This window comes from Endozoicomonas sp. Z74 (assembly GCF_057680865.1).
In genome coordinates, this window is sequence record NZ_JBLYZI010000063.1 from 19,393 (window position 1) to 33,630 (window position 14,238).

A 14,238-nucleotide genomic window follows, 5' to 3' on the forward strand; every position below is an offset into this window, starting at 1 on the left:
TCATTATTTTACGAGCCCTCATCCTTAATAGGAGCCTGAACATGATCAGAATCCTTGATGAAGCCTGCACTGTCGAACACGTCGATGGCCTGGCATGGGTGATATACCCTGATGGCTCACGACGCCAGGTAACAAAAGGGGAAAGGCTGGACGCAGGGACCGAGCTGGAAATAGACGACCAATCCCACATTCTGCTGAAACCCGTCAGCAAAGCCCCCCTGGACCTTGACCAGGAACTACCAGAGATTGAGAGAACCATTGAACCTTCTCAGATGGAAGGCCGTCCAACGGCTTTATCCCGATCCTCTTTGCCAGAACAGCAGAGTCCACCCAGCCAGGCATCAGACAGCATCGCCAGTCCAGCCACTATCCGCCTGATCCCGGCCAGAATCCGCCCAATGGCAGGTATCACTGAGGAAACGGGCTATCAACCACCCACTGGCCAGAAAGCCCCCTCCAGCCTGGGCACTGACAGTGGTTACATGGATGACCGGGCCGTCATCACTATCACTGACCCCATAACTCCGGACAATATCGTTAACCATGATGAATCCCTCTCTCTCACGATCAAGGGGCTAGTGGAAGATGTTGAGGCAGGACAGGCCGTTCAACTGACCCTGACCGATGCAACCGGGCACAACATACAAGTCACGACAACTGTGGACAGCGATGCCCAGAACTGGCAAAGCGTTAGTATCCCTTTCAGAAATAACATCCCTGGAGAGCCAGGCCTGGGATTGATGGATGGGCCTGTTACCGTCAAAGCCGAAACCCGGGACCTTGCCGGTAACTATGCCAGTGATACGACGGAGTTCCTGCTGGATACAATCACCGTTGTCACATTAGACCTGGCCACAATAAGCGACTCCTGTGATGACCAGGAAGACGATCTGACCAATGACAACACGCCAACCCTTCAGGGAACGGGAGAACCTGGCGCCCGAATTACTCTTTACGACAATGGAGGGTTGATCACCGACAGGATTCAAGTCACCCATGAAGGTCGATGGTCCTTTCTGATCAATACTCCCTTGCCGGATGGGGAGCATGAGCTGCGAGCCGACGCCGTTGACGCAGCGGGAAACACTGCTTCTGCCACACTGACCCTCACTGTTGATACCCAGGCCTCTATCTGGATCAGTGATATCGATACCTTTCAACGCCCTTTCTTCGCCGACCAGATCGCTGGTACCACCGGGAATGTAGAAGATGGGCAGGTCATCACACTGGATGCCTCCACACAACCCATTGCCCCGTCTCTGTCACAGGTGCTTCATGCCAGCAACCCGGTGGTTGATGGAGGCCTGTGGAGTACGCCCATTACACCACCACCGGTTATTGCAGGTCAGGTCTGGCATGTAAAAGCCACTGTCAGTGATCTGGCCTGTAATCTGGCCAGCGACTACCTGATGCCTCTGGGCAACCCCCTGCCAGTGAACCTTCTGGAGAGAAAAGACCTGGGCGGGCAACAGACCATCAATCCGGTTGCAAACAGTGAAACGCTGTTAACCATTGACTCAACCTGGCTTCCCGATCTGCCCGGCAACCTTCAGATACTGGACAGCGGCGTTGCGTATCCAATCACCTGGCAAACAGACACTTCCCAAAGTCTCACAGGAACCTACCTGAAAGACGGCAGTCATCATCCAGGGATCCACTTTCAACTGCCCACATCCGGTTCCGGGGAAGCCACCCTGACACTGCACCGCCCCCTGCGACATCCAGATGCCGATGGGGAAAATCAGGTTAGCTTTGATATTCCCTTCCGGAAGTCACTTTCACCGGATGGCTCTCGGACTCACCACTCCAAAGCAGGTTTTACCGCCACCATCATCGACGATGTACCGGTTGCAATGGACCATCCGCCTGTTTCTCTGGTGGAGGGGTCTATCGCCAGCTCGCTTCATGATGGAAGACTGTTTTCAGACCGCGACGCTGGAGCGGACGGTGCCCTTCTTTCAGCCGTTGATGCACACTCGCTGGATCATCACCCGGAAGTCAGTGATGGGTTCAGGGTAGGATTCCATACCCTGAAAGGAAAGTACGGTGATTTCTATTTTCAGCCTGATGGAGACTGGGCCTATAAGGCTTTTCCTGATCAGGATCACCCCCCCACCGGTGCTCTGGAAGAATCATTTACCTTTACCCTGACGGATTTTGATCAGGACACATCGTCAGCCAGTATCACTTTCCAGGTCACCGATGGTGAGCCAGTCACCACCAGCGATATCGACATCACTGCTGACCAGGAGTGTCAAATACCTCCCGCCACTCCCGTTCCTGGAAACGGCCTGGGAACACTGTTGTTTATAAAAGGGTCTGACACCATTGATGTGAGCACCGTTGCCTTCGAGCCTTTCGCCACACTTGACCAGCTCAACAAGGTATTAACAGACAGACAGGCCAGCAGCAATGGCAAAGCCCTGGACCTGACATCGCTCTACCCGGAGAGCTCCAGTCGCATACTGGAACTTCGCACAGTGGATACCAACCCGGAAGTCGTTATTCGCTTTGAGCTCCATGACGTCACCACCCTGAGTAGCGGCAACGTCACTGCATCGGTTTCCGTGATTCAACTGGCGGCATTATCAGTCCCCGTAATGCCCGGGAAGTCCGATGATATTGTACTGCCCCTGGTGACCGAAGCACGTGAGACCGATGGAGATACTGCGGAGGCGATGGTCAGAATCACTATGAAAAATGGGTTGATTCAGGCCATTGATGACAAGGCCACCGTTATTGAAGGGGAGACCGTTGAAGAAAACCTTCTGGCCAACGACCTCCGTTGCATGCACAGCATCAGAATCAGCGCCCTGACCATTGACAGCCAGTACCTGCCCTCCAGCTCAAGCCCCCGAACGTTTCATCCTGGAACGCCCGTTGAAACCATTAAAGGAGCACTGACGGTTCAGGAGGATGGCCGTGGGAGCTTCGCTTCAAAAGACAGCCAGGACCATCGGCAGCACCAGCAGCTGGTCTTTGATTACACAATCACTGCCATCGACGGTCATGAAAGCAAAGCCCACGTCAACATTGAGATAGAAGATGGAAAAGGACCCGAACTCCCGGAACCTGGCAGTTTTCAGGGACAGTTTTCTATCCGTGAAGGCAGTTTTTCACACTTCCCGACCTACCCTGTTACCGGTAAAAGTGCCGGAATTAATATTCCCGGAGCAGGTTCAGATCCAATATCTGCAGATAGCCTTGAGTTCTCCCCTGTCACAGCAGGCCTGCTCAACGGCCATATCACCTCAACCGGAAAACCGGTTGTGTTTGTTAATCATGGAAAAACGCTCATAGGTAGTGTTGATGGCAATGCCCTTATCACCAATGAGCTCAAGTCTGAACCCCAGACGACAAAAGCCCTGATATTCTGGTCGGAAGTTACCCTGAATGGCCCCATCGACCACCTGGACCGACCTGCATCCACCCATGTTTTCACCTCGGAAGACTCAATCCAGATCCTATTGCCCGTGACTGCCACCGACCTTGATGATGATCGCCTGCCTTCAGACATCCTGATGGAATGCATTATCAAGGACGGGCAAATGCCGGCCTTCCCATCTCCGGACACACTCCCGCCCCTCCTGCTGGAAGAGCATGAGCTGTTTGCCAGTGAGCCCAACCAGGACAGCAGCCTCATAACCCTTACTCCAGGCTCTGACCCTATTTCACCGGAAAGCTGGCGTTTTTCTGAACTGCAACCGTCGTTAAGTAGCCTCTATTCTCAGGGAAACCCACTGACACTGGTCATCGCCAGCGATGGTAAAACCCTTGAGAGCCAGGATCCAACCACCCACAGCCCTGCCCTGAAAATCACCCTGAACAACATTCCCGATGAAACGAAAATCACTGATCTGAAGTGGACGGCCACTTTGTTGGCCCCTCTTGATCACAATAAAGGGGATTGGCCTCTCAGGGTCCATGTGGAAGTGAGTGACTGGGATGGCGATCGAGTTAATGCTGAGCTTGTTCTGAATATTGTGGATGATCGCCCAGGCCCACTGGATCATACAGTGGTTCATCTGGTTGAGGGAGAAACTGCCAGTTCAGCTACTTTTTCACCTCTCTTCCACCAGGCACAAGCCGGTGCAGATAATGGTCAACTGACCCATCTTGATGGTACGCCCCTTGACTCCAGTAACCTTATCACCAGCGGTGCCTATGCCGGTTACCATCAGTTCTCAGGACTCTACGGGCTTTTCCTTGTGAAACCGGATGGCGCCTGGGCATACCAGACCACTGCCAGCCAGGTTCACCCTCCGGGAAAAGACCTTGAGGAACGTTTCACCTTTTCTTTAACGGACTTTGATGGCGACCGGGTCGATGCCCTTATTCCCTTTGCGGTAGCGGATGGTAAAGCGCTGGTGTTTGACCCGGCCACCCCCTCCTCCATGACCATTGACCAGGAGTGTGACCGGCCACCGATACCGGAAGCAGCACCAATCAGGGTCATCAAAGGCTCTGATCCCCTACCTCACGATGCCCTGCATTTTGATATTGAAGCAACCCGAGAGGCACTGGCTGACGCCCTCTCCAGCCTGAACCCGGTCAGCCTTGGAGAACCTCTTGATCTCTATAACCTCCATGAGAGCAGTGACCGGCAGAGCCTCCTGCTCTCAACAACGCCATCCGCACGGCCTGTTTTCCGCATCAGCCTGCAGAGCATTACATCGGATCCAGATGGCAACCTCAATGCCAGCCTGGAGGTCCTGCAACTGAGATCCTTTGACATAACAGGCACTTCCACCGCAACTTTACCCGTGGTCATTCATGCCGCTGACCATGATGTCAACTCAATCACCCACAGAGTGGATCTTGGCATCATTGATGGCAAACCCAGTTTAGAAAGTGATGAGTACGAGGTCATTGAGGGCAATAGCCGTTCTGGCAACCTTCTGGAAAACGACCCGCTCTGCCTGGACGGAGGACAGGTTACTGCTGTTGAAATCAACCCGTCGAGTCGATGGAGCAGAACAGAGCATAAAGAGCTGAAGACAACCACTATCCCAACCCCCTATGGAGAGTTGCAGGTGACTGCAGATGGCAGCTTTCAGCTCGATACCAGAGACGCACTCAAACATACCAGCAACCCCATTCCCTTTATTTTCTTCTACACCGTCCAGGACAGCACAGGAGACACCAGTACTGCTCAATGCACGGTCAAAATATTCGATGGTGCGGCGCCTTCCGGAGGCCTGAGCACTTTCCATCTGCTGCAGGAAGGTAGTCTGGATACTCCCCCGAAATACCCAGTAATGAAAGAGTCTTCAGAGTACACCGCTCAAGGAGATGGGTCTGACCCCATAGCCCCGGACAGTTTTACCTTTTCCCTTCCCCTCGAACAGTTGAATAACAAGCTCACCTCAATAGGCTCACCGGTGCTTTTCCGTGGCGGTAAAAACAGCCTGGAAGGCTATGTAGAGGCGACACCGGGCAGTTCGGAAACCCAGGTACTCAGTATTCAATTTTACCCAACCCTGCAATCCGGAAAAGACCAGACTTTCTATTTCGCTGCTGAGCTTTTGCACCCTCTGGATCACTTCAGATCCATTGTTAATAGTGACTTTCTCACTATCAAAGAAGAGCAAGTCTCTTTCCGATTACCGTTCCAATACGGGGATTTTGACAGCACACCCGCCACCACCTTGAGTCAGTTAGATTTAACATTCCGGGATGGAACCCCCCCCTTACTGGTCAATATACCCGTCATAAAAATAGAGGAAGGGCGCTTTCCCCAGAGTGCCTCGGGACAGCTGACCGCAGTACCAGGTTCAGATACCATCAAGCCAGACAGCTGGCGGTTTTCTCCAGACCAGGCACAGCTGGAAGGCCTGTTCTCAAATAACCGCCCCCTTGAACACCTTGTTTCCGACCACAAGTTAATTCTGCAACAACAAGGCTTCTTCAGTTCAATGGTACTGACCGTCAGCCTCACCAACAAACCACAACCCGGCACCACTTCACAACTTGACTTCAATGTTCAGCTTTATCAGGCCATGGATCAGAATAAAGGCAGCTGGCCCCTGCAAATAGCGATTCAGCTCGAGGATTTTGACGGTGACCTGGCCTCTGGAAACCTGTTAGTCAATATCATCGACCAGGAAGATGATTTTGAAATTGAAGTTGCCCTGGATACCATCAGTCTGCTGGAACCACTCTTCCTGAGCTCCAGCAGCGTGGAAGGTCACTCGCAGCTGATTATCAGCGCCGGGAATGACGAGGTTGAAAATGCCTACTTTCTGAAGCCTGCGATCAACAACATTGGCCAGGCTATAGACGACGATAAAAACCCATTAAAACAGGATGGGCGATTCATCCAGTACTTTGAGGACAAAAGCAAAGCGATTGAAGCCTGGTCAATGGACAGCCAGGGAAACAAAGTTGAAAAAGTGTTTACCCTGTCCGACATTCCTCCCGAGGGTCCATTTGTTCCTGTTTCTCCAGCGGATACGCAAAATACAGAGTTGAAAGTACACTGGTTCCGTTATCTCGACCACCTGACGCCGGATGGTCATACCAGGGACACACTCGCCCTCACAGTCACCGTTCAGGCAGAAGACAGCGACAAAACCCTGGCAACAGACCGGCTCACCCTGTTGTTCCATGATGGGCTCTTACCCATCCCTGGCAACAAAGTGGATCCACAAACGGCCATTGATATCAACCGGGGCTCTCCACCTGCCCTGGTAACCGCCTACATCATGTTCCAGCCAGGCTCTGACCGGCCTCAGCCCGTTTTTGATCGTCAGATGCTGGAAACTGAGCTGGCCAGGGTAAACTCAGATGGCCAGATGTTATCAGAGAGCCGGTTGACGGTTACCCCCGAACAGAGTCTCACCTTTTATCGACAGGACGACAGACAGCCAGTACTGCGTTTCAGTATCCGCGTAACCAGCAATACAAAAGCAGCGGTCTACCTGGAGCAATTCGATAACCTGGATCACCCCAGGCAAACAATGGACACAGGAATTCCCTTAAAAATCTACCTCCCTATAGGTGACTCGGACAAAGACATATCCACCGGCTCTCTGGTGATCAATTACTTAATAGAAGACACTCAGCCAGTGGCTGCTGCCGACTATTTTTACCAGGACTCCCCCCTGGGAGAAGAAGGGGATATGATCGATTTCAGTCCCAACAGGGCACTGTTGCTGAACGACCAGCTTGGCGCCGATGCAGACCGGGCCATACTCGCTGCCATCAGCCTGAACAAAATCAGCCATATCCTGTACGGAGTTGACCAGAAAGCCCTGGAAACTCCACTGGGATTGCTAGTCCTGAGGCCTGACAGTCAATGGCAGCTCCAGACCCTCACCCATATCGATCACAGTAAAGGACCGGTTGACACGATCACCATGGAAGCGACCATCTCCGATGGAGACGGTGACCTTGATACAGCCGCCTTTTCCATCGCCATTGCTGACCAGGCAGCCCGCTTTGAAAATATCCGTGATACCGAATGCCTGGAAGATCCTTCCAGCCCTGTATCTGTGCAGTTTGATATTAACCTGGGGGACAGGGACCGTCAGGAAACCCTCAGCAGCCTGAAGATCCCGCAATCGGATCTGCAGGGAGGAAAACTCTTGTTCAAAGGGGTAGCTCTGGTTCCCAAAGGCGGTTTTATCGAGGTTCCCCAAACGGAAATTTCTTTTGCGCCAGACCCTTCCCCCCTGCCCGAGACCCAAATCCTGTTGGCCAACCCATTGAAGTACGGCCACCTGCAATATGAAAACCAGGACGGAACCTGGACAACAATGATCGCAGGCCTAAGTTACGAGACCGATGCCCCTCTGAGGTTTGTGCCAGACAGTTCCCGGATTCAATCCGAAATTGTCGATATCCCACTGGGAACGTTTAACGGACTGGCGTCCATTTCTGACTGGGGAACCCTCAATGGCAATACGGCCGTGTTTAAAACCGGCGAGATTACCCTTACAACCACCTGCTCAAGCAGTGCAATCAAGCTGTTTAACCAACCCGGTACCGATGTAGGAGTCGGCATTGGCAGCAATACCGGTGATGGGTTGAGTGAGGGCGAAACCCTGACATTGGGCATTGAGGGAACTCTGGTTAACAGAGTGGATATTACCCTGGATGGCCTGGGAACCTGGTTCGATAAAAGCAGCCTGCAATCTACCCAGGTCCAGATCATTGCCTATGATGCTTCCGGTCAGCCCGTTGATCACCAGGGAGGTTACCGCACCTCTGACAGTTTCACTGAAACCTACACATTAACCACGGCTGACAACACCTTCATTCACCACATTGCCATTACCACTATTGGCAGTACAGGTAATCTGGTGATCCAGAACGCCACCTTTTACCGCTGCGTAATGGAGTTCATGGAGGTCATTACGATCACAGGAACGGGCACGGGCACCACCCAATCCCTTACCCACCCCCTGTGCACTGAAAACGCTTCGGAGATCATCAAGGTTACCGAACAGCTGGTCAGCAAGCCTCCCTCCCAACCCGCAAATGCACCAGCCCCTCCCCCCGCCTCAGCCCCTGTCAGTGAGAACTTTCAAGTTAACAGCAAGGGAGACGCAATCTATTTCATAAAGGCCCTCAGCTATGTGCCTGCCGAAGGTGCATCCGACTTCTCACTCAATCAGCACCAGATTACACTTGGGCTTCAGGCGCACATTACTAAAGATCCAGGCCCTGACCAGGATTTGACAGGCTCCCTGATTATCCATGTAAAAGGCGTCGCCGATCCTCCCGCCTGGCCAGACAAAATGCTCCCGGCCGTCACAGAAGAAGACACGGCTCTTCTTCTTTCCAATGCGCCCTTTTCGCTGAGCGCTCAGCTGAAGGACACGGATGGATCAGAATCCCTTTCCTACCAACTGGGAAGTGTGTCAGACCAGATAACCCTGACCGTCAATGGCCGGGAAATCAAACCGGGAGAGACACTCTCACCGGCCGAGTTTAACCAGCTCTCAGTGACTCCCGGCGAGCACTGGAGTGGCCGGGCAACCATTGATATGGAGGCCATAGCCACAGAGAAAGGGTATTTCTCCGTGGAAACCGCCAGGACACCACAAACCATTGCCGTTCATATCCAACCTGTGGCGGATGCCCCTGTATTGCAAGTCAAGCCTGCCGGTGCAGATCCCAGTACCGTGGTGATAACCGGCAAAGAAGATGACAAGATCCCCATAGGCCCCCGTATTCAGGCCAGCCTGGTAGACACCGATGGATCCGAAACCCTGTTCCTTGCATTAAAACCTCTGGTTCAGCCGGGAGAAAAAACAGGCAGTTTCTGGGTTTATACAGGAGGGGGCTGGACGGAACTGTCTCCCATGACGGATGGCCACTGGGAAGTATCAGCAACCGACATTGGCCTCCTCTATTATCAGCCTGGCCCTGATCGCAGCTCCGTTAATTTTGAGGATGTAAGTCTGCAGCTGAATTCCGTCAGCAAAGAGTCCACCCAGGATGGAATTTCCCCGGCTCCGGGAAAAGAAACAGCCTTCTCTCCCGACCGGTTCATCAAGGTAAGCATCACCGGGGTTCCCGATGAACCCCGGGTTGAGCCCAGTGACCTTTGGAATTTTGATCCGGCCGCCCCTCATCTGCTGCTCGGCCATGGGAAAGAAGACCTCCTTCTGCCCCTGATGATCGACCTGTACTCTGCCGATGACGACACTTTTGATCCTTCCCTTTCAGAAACGGGCCAACCCTCAGAAAGCCTTAATACCGTGGTTTCCCTGATGGACTCTGGCTTTCGTCTGATCAACGAGAAAGGGAAAGCCCCTCCCATTGCTTTTGTGGAGGCAGGAATACCCTTTTATCAAATCAGCATGGATGACCTCCACAAAGGGGTTTATACCCTCGAGCCCCCTCGGGATTTTGCTGGAGACACCCTGCTGACCATGAAGGTTCTGGTCACAGAACGGGATGGAGCCAGTGCTGTTTTTGACTATGAACTCAAGGCTCGGTTTGAGCCGGTGGTGGATACACAAGATCAGAGCGTTGCCCCCCTGAAAGGGCTCGAAGTAGAAGTCAATGCTTATGGAGAAAGACTTTCCGGTGGTGCTCCTTTCAAACTGTCAAACCTGATTCTGGGGGATTCCGATGGCAGCGAGACTGTCGTGGATATCACTCGCATTGACCTGCCAGAGGGTTTTCAACCCTGGATTGATGGCAGCCTGATACCGGGTTTGACCGGTTCCCTGGCCAACCGGCTTGGAGGGGTTGAGGCCCTGGAGCAGGCCCTGGCTGCGGGCAAGATGCAGATCCTTCCTGTCGACAGCACAGGCAACATTGACAGTGATTACCCATCACCTTCGAGCCGGACCACCGACTTCACCTTCAACATTAAAATAACTGATCAGCAGAATGGCCTGTCAACTACCAGAGAGATCACTGCCAATGGTCACATTGACTGGTGGGGAGAAGTGGATGGTCAGCAACCCCCTGCCAGCCCTTTGGACCCAAAGGAAAACACCCAGGTATGGATCAAAAACCCTTCTTCCATCGCTCATAACGATTTTCCACTGCAATCCCTTCAGTTGGCTTCCACTGACACCGATAACAGCGAACACCTGAAAACCGACAAACGCCCCCAGTATGAAATCGCCGTGTACGATCAGTCCGGACAGAACAAAGTGACCGGTGGCTGGCACCTGGAAACCAGTGCCGGGCAGGAACTGATTTTTGACGGCAATGACTGGTTGGTTCAGAGTGGCAACCTTGAAGGGATCACAGTTCACTTTAGTCACAGCGGCAGCTATCAGATAGAAACCAGAACCATTGTCAGTGACGTTGGTGATGAGGAAGCTCGGTTTGCCCGTATGAAGGTCATCGTGACCGACGACAGTGGTACCGATACCCCCCCCACCCGACCAGAAAGTGTGTTCACCTGTGATTTTCTTGAAGGAAAAGAAGATGCCTGGATCCCGGTAGACCGCAACGCAGAAGGTAAAAGCTGCATTGACCTCACCCAGAGCCATACGTCAGACGTAGAAGAAACCACCTTTCGCATCACTGTTGCAGACCTTCATGGCTGGGGCCTCAAGGGAGCCTCTTCGGTATACTGGAACAGCAATGGCTACACCACTGAATACGTCATCAAACCAGAGCACTTCAGCCGCCTTGAGTTTCGCCCTCCCAGAGATTTCTCCGGCCAGGACTCCGTCACTTACCAGATCATGAAACGCAATACCGAGTCGGATGAAACCAGCAACAACGGTTTTCAGCTGACCTTTAAAGTGCGCCCCGTGGTTGAGAACTCACAGGATGAGCAAGCAGATGAATCCGAGTATGACCTCAGAACCTGGACAGACCCGGCAGCAGAGGCCGATGAGTGGAAAGGTCATGATGTTTCCGCACCGGTGAACCTGCATATCCAAACCACTGATGTTGATACCGCTCAAGACCGGGGAGTAGAAACTCTGGAGCATCTTCGTCTTACCCCCCCGCCGGGAATAACACTATCCGGCAATGGATTAATGCCCGACGGTGCCGGTTATATTAGCCACCGCCAAGGGGGTGAGAGTGAGGCCGACTTTGAAACGCGTATTCGAGCCTTTACCTTCACACCTGGAAAAGGCCTCAACTCAGGCACCTATCCTCTGAAGCTGGATGCAACGGTTCATGATACGACAACCGGCCTTCCTGTTACCGGCCCTCCGGGCAACCCTCATGAAAAAACCTTTAACAAAGAGGTCAGTTTGATCGTTAACCCGGTAAACCACTGCACAGCACTGACATCCACCTTCCAGACGGGCAAGGAGGATTCGGACATTGAAATGAAAGGGCTGATGGCCACCCTGAACGATAACGATGGCTCCGAAATCCTGTCTGTGGTGCTTTCAGGGGTTCCGAACGGTGCGGTTGTAAAAGCCGCTTCCGGGCAACCACTGCCTTTTAATGGGGGGGGAAAATGGCAAATACCCGAAAATCGGATTGACCCGGCAGGCTCTATTCAGACACTGCTCTTTCATCCAGCCAGAGATTTCAGTGGTACTGTCAAGCTCACCCTGAATGCCTACAGCCATGAGCAGGCCCTTGGGGAAGTGTGTACTAACCGGCAGGCGTTTGAGGTAAAGGTTCAACCCCAGGGCGATGAAGTAACCCTCAACCAACTGGAAACCACATACAGTGGCGATGAAAACACCGATATTCCTCTGGCGGTGAATATACAAACCACTGACCGCTTCAGCGATGCCCAGGATCATACTGAAGGTATTCAGGTGACCTTAACCCTGAAGCCGGACAGCGGCAGTTTGTTGTACCCGCCTGAACCGGAGGCCATTAAACCCTCCCTCGTGGTTCCGGGAGCCCCGCTTACACCGCTGATACCTGGAACTTCAGGAGAGCTTTCCGTTACGGTCACCACGGAAAGCAGCAGTGTGTCGTCCATCTGGTTTAACTCAGGGGATGGTCACGGATCCACAGAGGCAAGTATCAGGATCCGTTCAGTAGACAGAACAGAGGGTTGCACCACCAGCCTGGGACCCGAGGTGGTGTTAAGCACCCACTTTACCATCCAGCCGAAGTCCGACAAGCCCACCCTTCACATTGATCGGCGAACGGTTTTCATGACAGTGGACACTGCCGCTCCCCTGCAGATCCAGATGTCCGTAATCAATCCAGCGACAACGGTCAGCAACCTGGCCGGAACAGAACTGTACGCTCTGGTACAGGGAATGCCAGCCTCAGGCACATTTCAGGACAGCACCTCTTCATCGGTTGGCACGCCTTCGATCACCACACCCGGTACCGTTCTGACCGCCCGGGAGGTAGGCAATCTCTTTCTGACAGACAGCCATTCCGGCAATTACATACTGGGGGTACGGTCAATATCCGATGCAGGAGACGGTGCCCCATGGGAAAGTAACCCTGAAACCATTCGCGTATTTGTGGTGAACAAGGCAACCGACATTACAGGAACTGGAGACGATGACATCATTGTTGCCAACGGCCAGTCCCAGCTAGTGTCTGCCAGTGGAGGAAATGACCTGGTGGTCGCTGGCCCTGGACAAAACCGGATACAACCAGGCTCTGGCAACAACGAAGTGTGGGGAGGGGCTTATCAGGGAGCCGGTGACGGTCAGTCAGATGTGTTTGCTTTCTTGACGGGAGACCATGGGCAGACCCTGATCAGGGATTTCGAACCCGGGCTGGATCAACTGGATCTGAGTGATTTACTGTCCCTGAACGCAGTATGGTCTTCCACCGAGCTTTCAAGCAATCCCTCAACTAACGTGGTGATACACGAAGTGTCTGGAAGCACCCGGATCACAGTGCAACAGGGAGCGGACTCCGAAACCATCACACTGGATCAGGTTCCCCTGGATACCCTGATATCCGGAGGAGCCGCCATGGACGCGGCAGCCCGCCTCAGTGCTCTGGTCAGTAGCTCAACCCTGGTGGCGTCAAGGCAGTTTGGCCATGAAGGCAGCGACCACCTTCAGGCGCCTCCGTCTTCAGAACTTGTGGGTGATAAAACCGTTCATGGCGGTCCCGGTGATGACAAGCTGTTTGCCCATAAAGACGGCAGTCGTTTACAGGGTGGACCGGGTAACGACCTGCTGGAGCTGAACAGCGTCTCTGCACCGGACAGACTAATCCTCGCCCATGAGGATGCCGGAACCTCTGACCACCCTGCCACCGATATCATCAAAGGTTTCCAGCCCGATCAGGACACTATTGATATTGCCGCCTTTCTGCCCACAGAGGCAGCCAAAGACCCATTACCCTATCTGGATCTGGCCAAATCCAGCACCGGGTCAACCCTTCAGCTGGCCTCGGAAACCCAGGGGGCATGGACCAGCAGCATGGAGTTCGATATTGATCTGCTTCAGGGTCACTCTTCTGAAGAGGCCATTAACCTGATGATTGAACAGAATGCTCTGTACACCGGTTTCAATATGATTTAATGAGTAACCACCTGGCCTGTTTTATAGCACATTTTCATCATTGAGAAGGCGTATTCGAGCCATAACGCAAGTGCCGATAATATGGGTTCTGACATAGTACCTGATCAATCGACCCGGCACACTGAACAACCTTCTCCCTTATATATTCAGCCCATATTTTGCCCAACTGTATATAACCTTTCGGATTGTGCATAAATGCTCCAGAGGTGGCCCCAAACGCAGGGCAAAAACATGATCACCAATTGAACAGCGCCATCAAGAAACAGCCTGTATAATCAGGGTTTTTCCTGTCTTTCGATGTCTGCAAAAGCCCTGTTTTCCAAATTCTCCTCGCTCACTGATAAGC

At 53.0% G+C, this 14,238-nt stretch carries 1 protein-coding gene; it reads left to right on the forward strand.

Annotation, left to right across the window (positions count from 1 at the left end; genetic code table 11):
• Positions 1-41: 41 nt before the first annotated feature.
• A complete protein-coding gene (locus ACNRUY_RS17045; protein ID WP_488112853.1) occupies positions 42-13,892 on the forward strand; it encodes an Ig-like domain-containing protein in 13,851 nt (4,616 codons plus the stop codon).
• Positions 13,893-14,238: the final 346 nt, after the last annotated feature.